The following is an 18,701-nucleotide window of genomic DNA, read 5'->3' as shown; positions in this document are numbered from 1 at the left end:
ACAGACTAAGGGAGGTTACACAAGGTGAAGAAGAGACAACAGTGGATGCTGACATCGATGCTGGCATTATCGGTTATTGCAAGCGGTTGCGGGGGCGGCAACAACGGGGGCAATACTCCGGCCGACGGAGGTAACGCAACGACGCCGGAGAACAGCAACGGAGGAGGCGCGGCAAGCGCGCAGACGATTACGCTGAAATTCTGGGGCGGCGTGCCGGAGGAAGCGGGTCCGCTCGATATGGTGAAGGCGTGGAACGATGCCAACCCGAACGTCCAGGTCGAGTATGTGCGCTACGTCAACGACGACAGCGGCAACCTGAAGCTGGATACGGCGCTGGTAGCGGGCGAGAGCATCGACCTGTACACCAACTATGCGAAGTTTATGCTGGAGAAGCGGGTGCAAGCCGGAGGCGCGCTTAATCTGAGCGAGCTCGAGGGCTACGATATCGATGCCAAGATGGGCGAGCAGGCGAAGGGCTGGCAGTTCGACGGCAGCTATTATGGCCTGCCGACCGTCTCCTCCAAAAACTTCATCTGGCTGAACAAGGATGCGCTGGACGCGGCAGGACTGCCGGTGCCTCCACTGGACTGGACGCAGAGCGATCTGGCGGAATACGCCAAAAAGCTGAAGGAAGGCCGCCCGTACGGTTATGTACAGCCGACGAGCATGTTCACCTTCAACATGGACGGCGAGCTGCAAAACGAATTCGTCAAGGACGGCAAGTCGAACCTAGATACGCCGGTCACGCGCGCTTCGCTCGAGACATGGCACAAGATGATGCACGAGGACAAGAGCATGCCGACCTACGGCGAGCAGGTGGCGACCAAGCTGCCGGTCGACGCATCCTTCCTGAAGGGCGAAGCGGCGATGTTCGGCGCAGGCAACTGGATCTTCCGTAACGCCAACAACCTGACCGACTATCCGCGCGAGTTCAAGATTGCCTTTGCTACCGTACCGCGGCCGGACGGCGCACGCGCCGACTTCAAAGGCGAGGGCGGTCTGAGCGACGTCGTCGCGATCAATCCAAAGTCGGCTTACAAGGAAGAGGCATGGGAATTCCTGAAGTGGTATGCCGATGAGGGCGTATCGTATCTGAGCAAGGGCGGCCGCATCCCGGCTTCCGGACAGATCGATGCCGCTGCGACCCAGGCCAAGCTGGTCGAAGGCCACGAGGAGCTGTACGATCTCGAGTCGCTGGCGAACGTCCTGTTCGGCGGGCAGGAGAGCTACATCAACACGGTGCCGGTCCAACTGAACGATCTGCGCACCGAGGAGCTCGAAAATTACTTCCTCAACAGCAGCGATCTCGACAAGACGATGGAGAACATCGTCAAGCGCCACAACGCGCTGATCGCGCGCGGCGGCTAAAGCAGGCTTGCCCCCGGTTTCCATCCAGAGGATGGGAGCCGGGGGTTTTTAATTAGGGAACAATCTACTAGAGCGTCCTCAGCGCTTCAGACACAGCTGAATCAAATCATCCACATGGGCAGTAGCCAGACATTCCACCGTGTCGGCGGCGCCGTAGTAGATTTTCACCTCGCCGTCCTCCTCCAGGATCATGCCGCCGGGGAAGATGACGTCATTGCGAAAGCCGCCGTCTGTCTCGTAAGGGGCTTCCGGCGCAAGCAGGGGCGAGGTGCTCATGCCAAGGATGCGCTTCGGATTATCGAGTTCGAGCAGCATAATGCCCGCCGTATAACGCTTTCGCCAGGACGGCTCCCAGCCGTTCTTGCCTCTGGCCGGATCGACATCGACCGCATGGAAGGTGGTCAGCCAGCCTTTGCTCGTCTTCACCGGCGGCGCCGCCGGACCGATCTTGTCGTTGGCGAACGGCACTTGCTCCACCGCCAGCAGCAGCTCGGAGCGGCCCCAGTACACCAGATCCGGCGACTCCGAGATCCACGTGTCGAACCGGTCGGCGCCGCCGCGGCTGTATACGGTGAATGGCCGCTCCAGCCGGACATAGTTGCCGCCGATTCGCTCTGGGAACAGCACCATATTGCGGAGATCCGGCGTCGACAGACTCAAGACCTCGAACGACTCGAAGTCGTCTGTGACCGCCACGCCGCCCCGGATGCCGTGCCGCGTATCGACGGCAAAGCACATGTAGCAGCGGCCGTCGATGACCGTCAGACGCGGGTCGTAGGCGCGTACGATCTCTTCATCGCGAAGCTTGAATACCGGCTTTGGCCCCGCCGTCCAGTGTACGCCGTCATCGCTGAAGGCGATGCCCAGATCGGTCGTATGCGACGGCTCGATCGTCTGATGCTCCAACGAGCCGTAATCGTTGCGGAATACCATGACATAACGGCCATTGAATTTGGCTACGCCTGCATTGAAGACAAGCGCCGTAGGATACGGTACGCGACCCGCATCCAGCACGGGATTGGCGGGGTGCCGCCGGATCAGCGGGCTCGACGTCAATGCCCCGATCAGGGGCAACTTTGTGTTAGGCATCTTACTTTCCTCCTATACTTAGACTAGCCGACCATGACCCTCGAACGGATAGTCAATGGTAATACGTCCGGTCTGGCAGTCGCCGAGGCCGCTGTACAGGTCGGCCTTGCCGTCCGGACGCATCACGATGCCCGAGGCAAACACGCAGTCGAGCAGATACGGCTTTTTGGCTGGGCCGGGGGGATAGCAGGGTCGGCTGCCGATCAGACGGAGATCCATCGACTCCCGGGTGACGGGATCGAATACGAAGGCCATATTCAGGTACACCCGCTGCTCCACCCCGGACGCATCCTGGTCCCGGTAGCAAATATGGCCGATGACGCCGATCTTCCCGCTATCGAGCAGATACGCCTGATTGACGCCGCCCCAGTCGCCTTCGCCGAAGATGCCGTGGATGTAGGGCGCGCGCTCGATGCTATCGGCGGTCAACTCGTCGAGCGAGTCGATGACCGTGAAGCCGATCATTGATTCGCTGCCGTAGACGCTGCGCATCTCCGCGCTGCGAGGCCGGGAGAAGACGCCGATCCGTCCGTCTGCCAGCGGCACGAGGCGGATGTCTTTCATTTTGTTGGGGCCGGTGGTGAAGTAATACAGATCATGCAGATCGGTTCCCCGGAAGAAATAGCCGAAAAATGTACTGTATTTGCCGCTTTGGTACTGCACATGCGTCCCGCCCAGCACCAGCTCGCCGCCGATCTCGCTGATGTACGGGTCCTCCAGCGTATAGATCATGCTACCCTGCACGATGTTCCATTCATCGGCGCCGGTCTCCTCGAACAGGCGCACCCACGAGCGGGCCCATTCTTCCCTGCGCTCTACACGTCCGAACAGGTACCGCTTGCCGTCCCGCACGAACGGAACGGATACGTTGTAGACATCGAAGCCTTCTACGCCATGAAACGTCAGCGTTGCCTGATCGTAGATTCGTTTGGCCGCTTCAAAAGCAATGCGTTGCTCCTTTAAAGTCACATCTGTCACGCCTTCCTTATTCTCTATTGTTCCGCCAGGTACGCTTCAAACTGCTTCTGGTATTCTGCCACGACCCGGTCGAGTCCGGCTTTTTTCATCTTGTCGATCGCTGCCGGGAACGCTTTGTCGTAATCCTGGACGCCCATGTAGATCGGCGTGATGCTGGCTGTAGCCTCGGATAGAATATTGGTGTACTCTGTGCGAACATTCGTCGGATCGAAGACAAAATTGGCTGCGATACTGTTGATCGCCTCGGGATTCGGCTCGAACAACACCTGATTGTTCTCGGGAATGCTGCTCTCCAGGTCAAAGCGCATGAAGTTCACGTTGCCGTTCTGCGAATCAGAGCCTCTGTAACGCGAATTGTTGTTGTTCTGCGGGTCGCGGATCGGCGTGAAGCCTTTGTCGCCGTCCTTCTCGTAATGCGTACCCTCGATGCCATACTGAACCAGATCATAGTTCTCCTGGCTTGCCAGCATCCAGTTCATGAACTTGACGGCCGCTTCCGGGTGCTTGCTGTTGACCGGCACGGCATTGCCATTCTTGAAGGCGAGCGGACGCAGATATTCCTTCTCGGGGTTGAACCAGACCACGCCGATATCGTCCACTGTCGCATCCGGGTTATACTTCTGCATCCCGGCCAGGCTGCCGCCCGTGCCGAGACGCACGAACCATTCGCCGCTATCGAGCTGAGCATCGACCTGCTCTTGCTTCATGACGAGGATATCGGGGTTGGTCAGTCCTTTGGTGTAGAGCTCGCGCATAAAGGCTGCGTCCTGCTTGAATTCCTCGGTTTCGAACCAGGATCGGATGTCGCCGTTCTGATTGACATAGAAAAACTTATCCTTGACGGTGAAGGGGAACGTATCGTACGTCCGGTGCAGCACTGACGTGTGCAGAGAGATCGGATCGAAGTCCGCTCGCGTGCCAAGATAAGGCTTGTTGCTGCCCTTCCAGTTGTTCATGACGGTCTCCCAGGCGCTGATCAGCTCCGCTGGCGTCGTCGGCTCTTCGAGATTGTTCTCGCGCAGAATATCGCGGCGGATGTTGAATTGGCCTTCGCTCGCCATCTCTACCCAGTAGGTCGGGACGACATAATGCTTGCCGTTAATCTTGGCCCCGTCGAAAATATCTGCCGGAATATGCGACTTCAGATGCTCGCCATAGGCCTCGATCTCCTCGGAGATATCCGCCAGCGCGCCTCGGTTATAATAGCTGGAGAAGGGCGTCCGGTCCTGCATGACATGGAACAGATCGAATTCCTCGCCGGTGGAGAGCATCAGGTTCAGCTTTTGATCCCACGCATCCCACGGAATATAGAGCTTCTCCACCTCTACGCCGACGCCGTCTGCCGCCAGCTTCTCGTTCACCTTCTGGTACACCTGCTGATAGTCCTTGGGCTCGGTGCCGGGGACGACATATTTGATCTTGACGGTCTCGACCGTTTGCTCGCCGTTCTCTGTCTGCGGCGTCGTAGGCTTGTTGGGCGAATTGGACGGGGTGGCATCGCCTGCGCACCCAGCCAGCGCCGATAGCGCCAGCACTGCCGACAACGTAAGGGCCATCTGCTTTTTCATAAGAATTGACCTCCTTGGTATGGTATTCATCTATCATCAACCCCGAAGGGGATCGATCAGCCTTTGACCGAGCCGATAACCAGCCCTTTGACGAAATACTTCTGCAAGTACGGGTAGAGGAAGATGATCGGCCCGATCGTCACGATCGCCGTCGCCATCTTGACCGACTCAGCGGGCAACGTCACATCGCTCGAACCGGCCAGCATCGTCATCTCGTTGAGCATACTGATCTCGGATTGCAGCTGCAGCAGCATGAACTGGAGCGGATACAGCGACTTGCTGTCGATGAGCATGATCGCATTCCACCAGTTGTTCCAGTAATCCAGACCGTAGAAGAGCGCAATCGTTGCCAATACTGGTGTGCACAACGGCAGATAGATGCGGAAGGCAATCGTAATATCGTTGGCCCCGTCGATCGTCGCCGACTCGCGCAGCGAATCCGGCACCCCGTTCATGAAGTTGCGCACCAGGAAAAGATTAAAGGGACTGAACAGCAGCGACGGGATAATAAGCGCCAGAATGTTGTCGGTCAGTCCCAGCATCCGGTTCATCAGGTACCAGGGCACAATACCCGCCGAGAAAATCATCGTGATAAAGAAGTAGAGCGCCATCCAGTTGCGGAATTTCACTTGCTTGTTCGCCAGCGTATAGCCGGCCATCGCCGTCACCGTAACGGCCAGCAGCGTGCCGACAACCGTGACGAAGATAGAGATGCCGTAGCTCTGCATGACCTGGGAGCCGCCCGTGAAGATCAGCTTGTAGGCATACAAGGAGAAATTGTCCGGGAAAAAGCTGTAGCCATTTCTTAAGATCGCGTCTTCGTCCGTAATAGAGATCATCAGCACCAGCAGCATCGGAAGCAAACAGATGGCCGCATAGATCGAGATCAGGGTATACATGGTTGCACTGCCTAACGAAAATTTCCTCATCCTTTCACCTCCTGAATTACATCGTGATCAGCGCCGGCCTTTTTGAACAACCTCTAATACAGGGCGCCGTCTCGGAAGAATCGGCGGGTGATCGCATTGGTGCCGAAGACGAGGATAAACCCGATCACCGACTGGAACAGCCCGACCGCCATCGCCTCCGAAGGGTCACCGATCTGACGCAAGGATCGGAACACATACGTGTCGATAATGTCCGTCGTCGAATACAGGGTGCCGTTGTCGCCGACCAGCGCATAGATCATGCCGAAGTCGCCGTACATAATCTTGCCGATCGACAGCAGGGTCAGGATGATAACCGTCGGCATCATGAGCGGCAGCGTGACGCGAAGGCACATCTGCCAGCGGTTGGCCCCATCGATCTCTGCGGCTTCGTACAACGTCTCGTCGATGCCGGTGATGGTAGCCAGGTAGATGACTGCGCTCATCCCCGCGCCCTTCCATACATTCATCGCGGTGAGGATGGCGGGCCACACCTCCGGCTCTGTATACCAGTTGATGGAGGCGATGCCGAGTGCGTTGAGCGCCTGATTGATGATCCCCATATCCATGGAGAAAAACGCATACAGCACGTAGCTCACCACGATCCAGGAGATAAAATGCGGGAACAGCATAACCGATTGGCTCAGCTTGACGAACAGCTTTTTGCGCAGCTCATTGAGCAGCAGCGCGATCGCAAGCGCGGTCAGTGTGCCGAATATAATAAAGAGCAGATTGAGGAATAAGGTATTGAAGGTGACGCTTACCGCCTTGTAAGAGCGGAAGAAAAACTCGAAATTTTGAAAGCCGACCCACTCGCTGTTGAAGATGCCCTTCGTATAATTAAAGCGCTGGAACGCAATAATCATATACGGGTAGGTCATATAGCCGAAAATAAACGTATACGCCATCGCCGGCAGGATGAGCAGATACGATGTCCCGTTTCTGCGGATATCCCCGAACAGGCCGAACGCCAATCGCCTTTTCTTTTCCACGGTTGCACCCCTCCTAAAAGTACAAAACTCGTATCGGAAGCCTGCATTAACTCTATCCCAGCCGGGAAGCGGTGCCAATTTAAAAGATCCGTTTTGGCTTTCACATTTCGGAGCCCGGGCTTTCAAATATCCGTTCGGGGTTTCATTTTTAAGGGATCACGTATCTTTTTGAAGGGCTTTCACTTATATTGAAGAGGTTATACCAGCAGCAACGGGGGAATTTTTCATGCGAATAACGATGGGGCGGCTTGTCCGATACAAAGCCTTTCAGAAGCTTACCATTTCCTATTTCCTGCTCATTCTGCTTACGGTCAGTTTGCTCTCGACCTATCTGTTTTATTTTTTCTCCAAGAGCGCCGTCGAAGAGATCGACCGCAATTCCAGGGCGATGTTATCCCAGATCAGCTACGCTTCCGATGTGGTGTACAACCAGGCGATGACGATCGGCAATAGTCTGCTGACCCAGCCGGAGATTGCTTCGTTCCTGCAAGGGACTGCGGAGGACAAAACGGAAAACTATCATATCTTCCGTCAATTGTCCCAAATCCAAAGCGCCTATCTGCATATTTACAGCATCGGGATCTATCGTCCCTCGACCAACACGATCGTCGACACGGCCGGACTGCCGTTCGATTCGTCGCTCTACGCGATCAGCGCCGAGCAATACATGGAGTTTTATCCGCGCAAGCTGCTTGTCCCGAACCGGAACAGCAATGAGGCGCTGCGCTTGCTGACGTTCTTGCTGTATCCGGATTACTCGTTGCAGACGTCGGGCAATTCGCTCATCTACATTAACGTCGAGGAGGAGTCGATCCTCAATACGATCCGCAAAATCGGCAAGACGGAGGCTGGCAATAATGTGTTCGTGATGAACAAGGAAGGCAAGGTGCTGTCGCATACGGATGCTACTCTGTTCCTGAACGAGATGTCGCATGCATCGTATGTGCAGCGGATTCTTGGACAGGATGAGACTCAGAGCAGCTTCACCGCCACGATTGACGACAAAAAGCAGCTCGTCGCGTATGTGAAGTCCGAGGAGCTGGATTGGTATTTTGTAAGCGTTACCCCGTATGACAGTCTGATCTCCAACATTAATCGGCTCCGCCAGATGACCTTGCTGGTGACGGGAGCCCTCGTGCTGATCGGGCTGCTGGCGTCGGTCTACCTGAGCAAGAGCATCTATCGGCCGTTCTCGGCCTTGTTCGAAAAAATTATGCAGCGGTCGGAGCCGTTGAAGACATCCTTCGTGGACGAATACCAGGTCATGGCCGACACGTTTTCTTCGCTGGAGGAACGGGAGCGGTCGATGCAATTCGTCATTAACCGCTCCTCCCGGACGGTGCGGGAGCATTATTTGCACTCGCTGCTCAGAAGCCATACGCAGGATGCGACTGTACCCGAGGAGCTGATCGCGGGGCTGGAGGAGGAACTGGCTGGCTCGTATTTCTGTGTAGTGGTGTTCAAGCTGGACGATAATCCCGAGCCGCCAGCCGGCGGGGCGGAGATCGGGCACAAGCCGTTGCTGCGCTTTGCACTCGGCAATATTGCCAAGGAAATGCTGGAGCCGTTTGGCACTTGCGATTACTTGATTACGGGGGAGAATGAGGCGGTGGCGCTCTGTCAGTACGCCCAGAACGAGCGGCCTGCGGGGCTGGAGGCTGCGCTGCGCGAGGTGCAGGGCTTCATGAAGCGATACTTTAAGCTGTCGGTCTCGATGGGCGTCGGAGATGTGTACTGCGGCCGCAAAAACATCTCGCTCTCCTACACCTCCGCGCTCCAGTATGTCAGGTATCGCTTGATCTATGGCAAAGGTGCGATCCTGGATGCCCAGAAAACCCGCTCGCATATTATGACCTCGATCAGCTATCCGACCGAAGCGGAGCAGTTGCTCATCGAGGCCGTGCAATCGGGCAAATCGGAGTCCGTCCGCGAGGCGGCCGAACGCTTCATGGCGCGCATCTCTCCCGGCTCGGTCAACCAGGTCGTCACATACAGCATCCAATGCATGCTGTCTCTGCTCAAGCATTTCGACTACCTCCGGCAGCTTCCGGACGCTGATTTTGCAGCTTATCTGGATGCGGTAGCCGAGATCGAGTCGGCTGAATACATGGAGGATATCCTGGACCTGTTCGTCCGATACGGCACTCGAATATGCGGTCTGATCGAGGAAAAAACCCATTGGCTGAACGCGCAAAAGCACAATATTGTGATCGAGAAGGCGCAAGCCTATATCCAGGCCCATTACGACGAGCCCAATCTGTCGCTTGAGCTGGTCGCCAACATTGCCGGCTTGTCGCCGAGCTACCTGGGCAAGCTGTTCAAGGGCACGACCGGGCAGTCCTTCAGTGAATATCTCAGCGGCATCCGCTTGGAAAAAGCCCGCTCGCTGCTGGCCTCGACGCAGATTACTGCAGCCAAGATCAGCGAGTCGGTGGGGATCTACAATACGACGTATTTCTCAACACTATTCAAGAAAAAATACGGCCTGTCGCCGTCGGCCTTCCGGGAGCGGGAAGCGATGAAGCAAAAGGAAACGTAAGACCGACCGACAGACGGCCGGTCTGGCCGTAGATGCTGGATCTTGCCTTAGCTGCGTTGCTGGAGCTGGGACAACGTTCGGTTAGCCTTTGGCCCCTTTGCCGGAGCGCCGGGCTGCTGGTGGACTGCGCAGCCCGGCGTCTTCGTGACGCCCGCGGCCAACCGTATATCGATAACCGAGACGACCTGCTGCAGCGCCTCGATCTGCTGGCAGATCCGCTCCCGGTGCTCCAGCATCAGCTCGTACAGCTCGGGATACGCTTGCGGGTTGTCCGGCTCAGCCTCCAGGAATGGCTTCATCTCCTCCAGCGGCATCCCCGTTTTCTTCAGACAGACGATCAGCTTCATCTGTTCCAGATTGGCCTGACGATAGGCGCGGTGGCCGCCGCTTGTACGCTCTGGGGACGGGAGCAGTTTGATCTTCTCATAGTAACGGATCGTATCCTCGGACAACCCGGACCTCTCCGCCGCTTGCTTGATCGTATACGTGCTGTCCTCCGCGAGGGCGGACGGTGGCAGACTGCGCATGGCTTTCGCCTCCTCGTTGGTATTTGCTATGTTTATTAATTCGTTATGTCCATTATAGAACCTGGAGTTAACTCCAGGTCAAGAGACGAGCACGCATGCCCTATTCGTTCTTGTTTTTGCTTGACTTGGAGTCAGCTCCAGGTTATAGACTAGATCGCAAGAACGGGTTGCCCTTACTATTCCATCGGGCGTACCCAACAGGGAGGAATAGACATGCACCATCAAGCTAACGGCTACACGGCGCTCATCACCGGCGCGAGCAGCGGCATTGGGCTAGCGCTCACCCGTAAGCTGCTTGAAGAGGGCTGGGAGGTGGCGGCGCTCATTCGCTCGGACCTGCCGACAGACGAACCGCTGCTGCAAGAGAGCCGCAAGCTAGGCCGCTTGCGCATCTACAAGGCGGATGTCTCTAGCTTTGCTAGCCTGCGCCAAGGGCTGGAGCAGATCAAGACCGGGGAGACGTCGATCGATGTGCTCTTCAATAACGCCGGAGGAAGCTTCGACAAGCTGATGTATTCGCCGCAAGGGCGCGAGCTGCACTATGAAGTGCAGACCGTCGCGCCGTATATTATCACCAGAGAACTGATAGAGCATCTGAAGCGGGGCCGACTGAAGCGTGTCGTCCACACCTCCTCCAATGCCTTCGACTTCCTGAAGGCGTTCGATGCTGCCGCCCTTGCTCGCCCGACCGCCTTCAAGAAGCTGATCGGCCCCTATGCCGCGACCAAGCTGGCGATGTCGCTCTGGACGCAGGCTGCGGCAGCTGCCATGGAGCAGGAGCATGGCATCGTGATGCGGAGCGTCGATCCCGGACCCAACAACACGATCCGCAAGGGCAATGGCTCAGGGCTGCCCTTCTACGTAAGGCCGTTGATGAAGTTCTTTTTCCCGCCGCCGACCAGCGGCGCCCGTTTGCTCTACGACGGTGCAATGGGGGACGCTCCGGCTGGCAGTCTGCTTGCCAAAGGCAAGGTCAAAGCGCTGCCTTACGCCGCGCAAGCCCCGGCGGTGCTTGCGCAGATGGAGCAGATTTATCGCGACGAGTACTGCCTGGGGAGCCCGGTAGATCGTGTGTCCGTGCAGTAGAGACGGACATCGGCAGTGGTAATTTTTAGTTGACACCTTGGCGGCGACGGTGCTATTATTTTCAACATACTTTTGACGAACAACGAAGGGAGGCGCAAAGCTTATGAATCCACGGCAGCCATATCACCACCTACCGAGTAATAACGTATGGACCTATGAACGCTTGCTAGGCTTCGCAGGGTCGAAGTTCGGCCTGCCCGGAGATCAACAGCTTTGCAGCCCTCCGCCCGCTGCGACGCCGCGCGTCGACTCGCTCGTCTAACGCGCGACGATGCGCCTGCGCGGCGTGGAGGTTCCCTTTTTGCGAAGACTGCTTGATGCCGGACTGTTCTTGTTCGTAGCCTTGATAGGCTGCGGGAGGGGCAGGTGGCGGGAGCAGTCTTTTTTGTTGTTCGGCAGGGGGTATCTACAGCAAGGTAAAGCGAGGAGTGAGAGCATGGCAATCGTACAACTGACATCGACGCATCCGCAGTTCAGCTTCCTGATCCGCAAAAACCCGGGTACAGGGATGCAGCTGCGGAGCGTCCGCAAGGGCATGGCCTACGGCTGGTATACGGACGATAGCACATACAACGTCTACTTCAAGGATGCCGACAATGAAGTGTCCTACAAGCAAGAGCAGCAGGAGCAATTCGAGTATTTGAACGTCTCCCGCTACAATACACCGTTGTTCCCGTTGAACGCGATCAACGAGTTTTTCTCTTCGCCGCTGAAGGCGAGGCATGACCAGGATGTCCGGGGCTATCGCCATGCGCTGCACATCCCGCTTATCCATATCGAACGTCTGCATGTGCTGGCGCTCTTCGAACGCCATCTGCCGGACTGTGTCTTCGAGACGACGCATCAGGCGCATAAGAGCTATTCGCTGACGATCGCCACGGAGGAGAGCCTCTACCATCTGCTGCATGTGGCGAGCGTGCTCTGTCTGTTCCTCTCGCTGCTGGGCAAGGAGCATATCGACATCTCCGAGGCGATCCTGGACAAATATATCCCGAGCATGCACGTCATCGACGCGCCGTTCTATCTGCGCAGCCTGTTCGCCAACTACTTCCTGAACTCCCGCGACCGATTCGCCAAGTACAAGGCGGCGCTGGAGCAGACGGACCGCTACGCGATCTCGCTCGCTTACGGCCGTACGGCGCTGCAGCGGCGTCAGGCGATCACTGCGCTGCTGCCGTTCGACAAGGCGATCCTCGATGTCGGCTGCGGCGAGGGCTTCTACGCCCTGCACTATGCTGGCCGGATCGAAGCGAGCTATTACGCCGTCGACATCGACGAGGAGCGGCTGCTCGGCGTACAGCGCAAGGCGGAGGAGCGCGAGCTCGACAACCTCGCCACCTATGCGTCGCTCGACCGCTTCCTGGAGAGCTACAACGGCGAGCTTGTCGACGTCATCCTGACCGAGGTGATCGAGCATATGCCGGAGGACGAGGCAGCGGCGCTGGTGACGCAGCTATGCCGCGAGGTGCAGCTCGACCGGCTCATCGTGACGACGCCCAACGCCGACTTCAACGTCTACTATGAGCTCGACGGTTTCCGGCACGACGACCATAGCTGGGAGATGGGGACGGAGGCATTCCGAGCGTGGCTGGAGCCGCTCGTCAGCGGACCCGGTCGCACCGTAGAGTGGCTCGCCATCGGCGACAGCGTCGACGGTATCCATACGACCCAAGGCGCCATCGTGCGCAGGAAGGAGGCATGACCGATGATCATCACCACCCGAGTGCATACGATCCTGATGCTGGTCGGCCCGACCGAGTGCGGCAAGTCGACGTTCGCCCGCGAGGTGCTGGTACCGCAGTTGACGAGGACGGACGAGGCGCGGCGCATCCGCACCAATGTCCAGCTAATCTCCTCCGATGATATCCGTCAGGAGCTGCTGGGCTATCCTTATGACAAATATGATCAGACGATGCTGGAGGTCAGCTCACATGCCTTCGACCATCTGCTGGCGAAGCTGCGGCTCGTCACCTCGTATCCGATCAACGCCGAGTTCGTCATCGTCGACACGACCGCGCTCGCCGAGGACTTCCGGCAGCGGGTCCGCGAGATCGCCGAGGCGAACCACTACCGGCTCGAGGTCGTTCTCTTCGACTATCGCAAGCGCGAGGGCTACTACGCCTCCGACCGCTCCAAGCGGCTCATCACGAGCCACATCAACCGGCTGCGCCGCGAGGTGCTGCCCGTGCTGGCCCGCGAGGGCTATGACGCGGTGCACAAGGTGCGGGCCAAGGACTTCTGCCCGCCAGGCGAGGCAGGGGCGAACCCGGACTACCGGGTCGAGGTCGCCGACTGGGACGACTATGTGGCGGCGACGCTGCCGCATACGCACAGCTACATCGTCGTCGGCGATGTGCACGAGTGCGTGGGCGAGCTGCAGCGGCTGCTGAGCGGCTTTGGCTTCGCCATCGAGGACGGCCGGATGACGGCCGGGCCCAAGGCAAAGGGCAAGCAGATCGTGCTAGCGGGCGACTGGATCGACAAGGGCAAGCAGACGGCGGCGACGGTGGCCTTCCTGTATGCCAACCGCGAGCACTTCCGCTTCGTGCTGGGCAACCATGAGAACTTCGTGCGCCGTTATCTCGACGGCGGCATCCAGGGGGCCGATCCCGAGCTGGTGGCGACGTACTTCGACTCGATCGCTGTGCTGCAGGAGCAGCCGGAGCTGGCCGAGCAATTCCGGACGCTCGTCGCCTCCGCTCAGCCATACTATCGGTTCATCGGCGAGCAGGGCTCGTCCTTCTATGTGACGCATGCGCCGTGCCGCAGCCGCTACATCGGCAAGCTCGACGCCGAGGCTCGTCGTCATCAGCGCACGTACCGGATCGACCGGGAGGCGCCGCTCGAGCCGCAGCTGCAATTCATCCAGGACGAGGCGGTCGCGAACCAGCCGTATCATCTGTTCGGCCACGTCGCGGCGGCGCGCGCCTTCCGGATCAAGAACAAGCTGCATCTCGACAGCGGCTGCGTGCACGGCTACGCGTTGTGCGGCGTCGATATGAGCGGACGGCCGTTCTTCCGCAGCGTCCGCTCGGAGCAGGAGGCGCGCCGCGAGGAGCTGCCCGTGCTGTTCGAGGAGACGCCGCGCGTTGCGCTGGCGGAGCTGGCCCCCGAGGCGCAGCGTCGACTCGACTATGTCGCTCGCCACGGCATCAACCATATCTCCGGTACAATGTCGCCAGCAGACAAGGATGTCGAACGCGGCGAGCTGGAATCGCTGCGGCAAGGGCTGGCGTACTTCGCCAAGCGCGGCGTCCGCGAGGTCGTGCTGCAGCCCAAGTATATGGGCTCGCGCTGCACGATCTACCTGCACCGCCAGCTCGAGCAATGCTATGCGGTGAGCCGCAACGGCTACCGCATCCAGGGCGTCGAGCTGACGCCGGTGTATGAGCGGCTGCTGGCGCGCTTCGGCAGCTACATGGCCAAGGACGGCGTCGCGATCATGCTGCTCGACGGCGAGCTGTTGCCGTGGCGGGCGATGGGCGAAGGGCTGATCGAGCGGCAGTTCGAGCCGATCTCTCGGGCGCTGGAGCTGGAGCTGCAGTTCCTGGAGCAGAGCGGCTTCGAGGCGGCGCTCGGCCGACTGGCGGCAGACTACGAGACGAGCGGCTTCGAGCAGGAGCAGCACCGGATGAGCAAGGGCGCGCTCAGCGACAAGTACGGGAGCGCGACCTACCAGAGCTACAAGGCGATGCGCGATATCCGCGAGCGCACGGTGCCGCTGGCGCAGCATCGCGCAGCCTACGAGGTGTATCGGCAGCAGCTCGCGCTGTATGCCGGCGAGGCGGAGCTGGACTACAAGCCGTTCGGCCTGCTCAAGGAAGTGATGGCGGACGGCACGGAGCGCTTCCCCGAGCAGCGGACGTCCGAGCTGTATCGCTTCCTCTCGGAGGACGATTGCCTCGTGCTCGATCTGGAGGCGCCGGACCATTTGGCGCAGGCGGAGCGCTTCTATGCCCGTCTGACGACGGCCGAGGGGATGGAAGGCGTCGTCATCAAGCCGGAGCGGGAGACGCGGGGCGCGGTGCCGTACATGAAGGTGCGCAACCCCGAGTACCTGTCGATCATCTACGGCTACGACTACACGTTCCCGCACAAGTACGCGCAGCTCATCAAGCAGAAGAGCATCGGGCCGAAGCTGCGCGCCTCGGCAGCCGAGCACCGGCTGGGCCGGGCGATGCTGGACATCCCGCTCGCCGACATCTCCCCGGGCAACGAGGCGTACCGCCAGGCTGTCGCCAGCCTGCTCTTCGAGGAGGCCAAGGAGCGCGAGCTCGATCCGCGCTTGTGATGGCGAGGCGTGAGCCGCTGGATGGCGGCATTTCCTGCAATAAGCAAGTCCCCGGTCCGGCAGATTCCGGATAGCGGGGACTTTTGTTCATTGACGAAGACTGATTTGTAAAAGGACAATGAAGTCCTTTTGCTAGCGCCGAAAACCTCCGTCGTTTGAGCCCCGACGAAAGTTTGGTTACTACGTCGGCTCTGATTATCGCTCATCTTGTCATGTAGGGATTATTCGAACTGAGGCGTTAATGCATTAAAACAAACGAATGCTAAGACTCCCCAATTCGTCTCTTTGAGATTCGTAGTGCTGGATTTAAGCCACATGACACCGTGTGTGTGCAAAAAACTTAGCGATGTATATTCTCCCCACCATCGCGTATACCAGACTTGAGCGTTGCACAAAAGGAGCCTTGTTGAAAAATTGTGCCCTGTAAGTGCTGGTTAATTTAACGTTTCATTGATATACTGGGATTTAGTATAAAGTCCTTTTAGCTTCCTGGAGGCGTTTTTAACTATACATATATTCTCTTTTTGTATTTATCCCGCTTGTGAATGACATTATAAACATTATAATAATCAAATATTTTTAAAGTGTTAAATGATCTTGCGAAGTAACGTTTAAAATGTACTTGAAAGATAAAAATCTTTGATAGGTATTATAGTTAATGAGAGTTCAATGCTTGTGAAAGGCGTCTTGAAAGGGCAGCATGAGGATAGAAGTTAAATAAGTTATAGAGTATCAGGACCTCGCTGCGTAGGTTTTATTGCGAAGTGCAATTTTAAAGAAGAAGCTGTTTTCTAATTAAATCTATGGCCTCAGTTGTTCATAACGGGCCAACTCCGAATTAAGAGTTATACCAGCCCAATCTATATCTTAACCACAGCTCCTATGAAGATCATTTATTGGCTAAAAAGCTCATATCATGAATTGCGAAATCGGTAGAAAACTTAATTATAGTAGTTGTCTCGGGAAAGCCCCCCTTTTCTCGTAACAATTGCTTCCTATAAAAGGAGGAGTTCTTTTGAAAAAAATTATTGGTGGTGGTATCTTTTTTATAAGTGGTATTTCATTATATGTAAATGTTCTTGAACCGACAATAAAACTCGCCTCTACTTTAGATTCATGGACAACTCCGCCAGGCCGCCTAGGTACATCAATAGAAACTTTAGGTATTAATTACCTAATGAAGTTTTCATACCTTTTAATGGCATTGGGATTCATACTTATAATGTGGGGATTATTTGAAAACAATTTGAAGAAACTCTCTTTTAAAAAAAATAAAAAATAGGAATCCAAAAGGCTGCCAGTTGCCGCTTATGAATTTGTCGGTCGAACAATCACAGTCAAGACGTGAGCCATCGTGCTTCGAGCGCGTCACGCAGCCGAGAAGTTTAATGTCTATCACGGAGGGGTGAAGTACGCCAGTATCCCCCTGCCTTCCTAGTTATCTGTCTCTGTTGGAAAGCATGGGGTATTCGTATGTACGACTGTTTCTTGCTGCCTATGACGCCTAAATGATACTGGATCCCAATGCGCTGGCTACTCGCTTCGGGTTGAAGGAGTGTCCTGCAATAAGCAAGTCCCCGGTCCGGCAGATTCCGGATAGCGGGGACTTTTTTTTGTTCCCAACGAAAGTTTGGGTACAAGACATGCCCAGGAGGTGCTGGCGCAGATGGAACAAATCTATCGCGACGAGTATCGACTGGTGAGCCAGCTTGCTCGTGTGCGATTTGCAACTATATCCCAGTTCTCCCGTCTTATAAATATAGAAGAAAGGAGGGCTCAATGTGATAAGGCGAAAACTTCTAGTCCCAGCAGCAGCTCTTTCTATTATTCTGGCAATGGCGAGCTGTACTGGTGGGGATAACAAAGAGCAAGCCACGCACGGTAATGACTCTGTTCCTCCTGTGGCCAGCTCCAATGACGACAGCAGTACGCGGACCCTAACAAACATCGACTTGGAGTCCGTCAAGAAAATCACCGTCACCAAATTACTCAACAAGACACCGGAGAATGCTGAAGGTCCCATGGAATACACAGATCAAGAATCCATAGAAGCGATTATCCATGCTATCCAAAGTGCAGTACCCATACAAGGCATACTAAATGTTGGTGATGCCGATTACGATATCTTTATTGACTCCACTAAGATGAAATACGCGTTTCAGCTATGGATCCACGATAACAGCGAGCAAGCGATGATTATGGATATGAGAGATACCCATACGGGATATACGTTATCTGAGGAAGCCACTGCTGAATTGAAGAAGAAAGTGCTCTTGCAGCCTTGATTAAAGCCTGGTTTTGATTGTCCCCGTCCGCCCGACTAGGAAACGATCTGCGAAATATGGTAGACTTAGTAGTTAGACATGGAGAAATCATATTTTCGTCAGATAAGGAGAAAGAAAACAATGGAGTGGAAAAACCTGTTGCGGGGCTTCGCCATGGGGACGACTGACCTGATCCCCGGCGTCAGCGGCGGCACGCTAGCCGTTGTGCTCGGGATCTATTATCGGTTGCTGGAAGCAATTAGCGGCCTGTTCGGCAAGGACTGGAAACGTCACTGGGGGTTTCTGATCCCGCTAGGCATAGGTATGGTGACAGCCATCGTATCGCTGAGCCGGGTCATCGAATATTTGCTCGAGCATCACTATGAGCCGACGCAGTTCTTCTTCACTGGTCTGATCCTCGGCGTACTGCCGATGCTAATCCGTCAAGCCGATGTGCGTCGCAACTTCGGCACCAAGCATGTCATCGTGCTGCTGATCGGCCTGCTCCTGATGGCCTCGATGGCGTTCTTGTCGGGGGACAAGGATGCCGGACCGCAGACGTCGCTGACCCTGTGGTCGACGGTCGGCTTCTTCTTCGCAGGCTGGATGGCGAGTACGGCGATGCTGCTGCCAGGTATTAGCGGGTCGTTCGTGCTCCTGATCATCGGGGTTTACCCGACCGCCATCAACGCGCTGTCGACCTTCAACCTGCCGATCATCTTCACCATCGGCTTTGGCGTGCTCGCTGGCTTTTTCGTCAGCAGCCGGGCGATCCGGTACTTGCTCGCCACTTACCCGCGCATGACGTATGCCGTCATGATCGGTCTGATCACCGGCTCGGTGTTCGTCATCTTCCCGGGCTTCGTGAGCGGGATCGGCACGATCCTCATCTGCGGCGCGGCCTTCCTGGTCGGCCTGGCGCTCGCGATGTACTTCGGTTCCGTCAAGCGCATGCCGGCGGAGAGCGCCTAGTAAGTTCGTCTCATTCTCAATTCGCGCATGGCCGACGTAGGAGCGATTTTAATGCGGTCGCTGGCATTACTTAACTGCAATATGCAGTTAGAATGAAAAGT

General features: G+C 56.7%; 14 protein-coding genes. 8 read left to right on the top strand and 6 right to left on the bottom strand.

Annotation, left to right across the window (positions count from 1 at the left end; all coding sequences use genetic code 11):
- Positions 1–24 precede the first annotated feature (24 nt).
- Positions 25–1,368 (top strand): ABC transporter substrate-binding protein, encoded by a 1,344-nt coding sequence (locus tag PA598K_RS15550; protein WP_260405432.1) that lies wholly within the window; start codon positions 25–27, stop codon positions 1,366–1,368.
- Positions 1,369–1,446: 78 nt separating this feature from the next.
- Here PA598K_RS15550 and PA598K_RS15545 read toward each other — a convergent pair whose 3' ends face one another.
- Genes PA598K_RS15545 through PA598K_RS15525 form a run of 5 tightly spaced genes read right to left on the bottom strand, consistent with a single transcriptional unit; the run spans position 1,447 to position 6,921 of the window.
- The gene (locus PA598K_RS15545; protein ID WP_128657847.1) at positions 1,447–2,457 is read right to left on the bottom strand and encodes a glycoside hydrolase family 130 protein; all 1,011 of its coding nucleotides are present in this window, start codon (positions 2,455–2,457) and stop codon (positions 1,447–1,449) included.
- Positions 2,458–2,475: 18 nt separating this feature from the next.
- Entirely contained in the window at positions 2,476–3,426 is a 951-nt protein-coding gene (locus PA598K_RS15540; protein ID WP_128657846.1) for a DUF1861 family protein, read from the bottom strand.
- A gap of 23 nt (positions 3,427–3,449) precedes the next feature.
- Positions 3,450–5,003: an extracellular solute-binding protein gene (locus PA598K_RS15535; protein WP_185602004.1), complete on the bottom strand. Its 1,554-nt coding sequence runs from the start codon at positions 5,001–5,003 to the stop codon at positions 3,450–3,452.
- 56 nt (positions 5,004–5,059) lie between these two features.
- Complete coding sequence (locus PA598K_RS15530; protein WP_128657844.1) at positions 5,060–5,932, bottom strand: carbohydrate ABC transporter permease; 873 nt, start codon at positions 5,930–5,932, stop codon at positions 5,060–5,062.
- Between the two features lie 53 nt (positions 5,933–5,985).
- Positions 5,986–6,921: an ABC transporter permease gene (locus PA598K_RS15525; protein ID WP_260405431.1), complete on the bottom strand. Its 936-nt coding sequence runs from the start codon at positions 6,919–6,921 to the stop codon at positions 5,986–5,988.
- Positions 6,922–7,147: 226 nt separating this feature from the next.
- Between PA598K_RS15525 and PA598K_RS15520 the strand changes: the two genes are divergently transcribed.
- Positions 7,148–9,460 (top strand): helix-turn-helix domain-containing protein, encoded by a 2,313-nt coding sequence (locus PA598K_RS15520; RefSeq protein ID WP_128657843.1) that lies wholly within the window; start codon positions 7,148–7,150, stop codon positions 9,458–9,460.
- Positions 9,461–9,507: 47 nt separating this feature from the next.
- Here the strand turns inward: PA598K_RS15520 and PA598K_RS15515 are convergent, their stop codons facing one another.
- Complete coding sequence (locus tag PA598K_RS15515) at positions 9,508–9,987, bottom strand: MerR family transcriptional regulator (RefSeq protein WP_128657842.1); 480 nt, start codon at positions 9,985–9,987, stop codon at positions 9,508–9,510.
- A 213-nt stretch (positions 9,988–10,200) separates the two neighbouring features.
- Between PA598K_RS15515 and PA598K_RS15510 the strand changes: the two genes are divergently transcribed.
- The 6 genes from PA598K_RS15510 to PA598K_RS15485 all read left to right on the top strand — a co-directional run bounded on the left by PA598K_RS15510 (position 10,201) and on the right by PA598K_RS15485 (position 18,600).
- Positions 10,201–11,073, top strand: a complete 873-nt coding sequence (locus PA598K_RS15510; RefSeq protein ID WP_128657841.1) for an SDR family NAD(P)-dependent oxidoreductase — start codon at positions 10,201–10,203, stop codon at positions 11,071–11,073.
- A gap of 436 nt (positions 11,074–11,509) precedes the next feature.
- Complete coding sequence (locus PA598K_RS15505; RefSeq protein WP_128657840.1) at positions 11,510–12,775, top strand: methyltransferase domain-containing protein; 1,266 nt, start codon at positions 11,510–11,512, stop codon at positions 12,773–12,775.
- A 3-nt stretch (positions 12,776–12,778) separates the two neighbouring features.
- Positions 12,779–15,364 (top strand): AAA family ATPase, encoded by a 2,586-nt coding sequence (locus PA598K_RS15500; RefSeq protein WP_128657839.1) that lies wholly within the window; start codon positions 12,779–12,781, stop codon positions 15,362–15,364.
- 1,015 nt (positions 15,365–16,379) lie between these two features.
- Positions 16,380–16,646 (top strand): hypothetical protein, encoded by a 267-nt coding sequence (locus tag PA598K_RS15495; protein WP_128657838.1) that lies wholly within the window; start codon positions 16,380–16,382, stop codon positions 16,644–16,646.
- A gap of 499 nt (positions 16,647–17,145) precedes the next feature.
- Positions 17,146–17,649, top strand: coding sequence for a hypothetical protein (locus PA598K_RS15490; protein ID WP_128657837.1), 504 nt, complete (start codon positions 17,146–17,148; stop codon positions 17,647–17,649).
- A 120-nt stretch (positions 17,650–17,769) separates the two neighbouring features.
- Entirely contained in the window at positions 17,770–18,600 is an 831-nt protein-coding gene (locus tag PA598K_RS15485) for a DUF368 domain-containing protein (RefSeq protein ID WP_128657836.1), read from the top strand.
- The last annotated feature ends 101 nt before the right edge of the window (positions 18,601–18,701 follow it).

This window comes from Paenibacillus sp. 598K, assembly GCF_003851045.1.
Classification (GTDB): Bacteria; Bacillota; Bacilli; order Paenibacillales; family Paenibacillaceae; genus Paenibacillus_D.
This window is presented reverse-complemented; position numbering and strand designations above follow the sequence as displayed.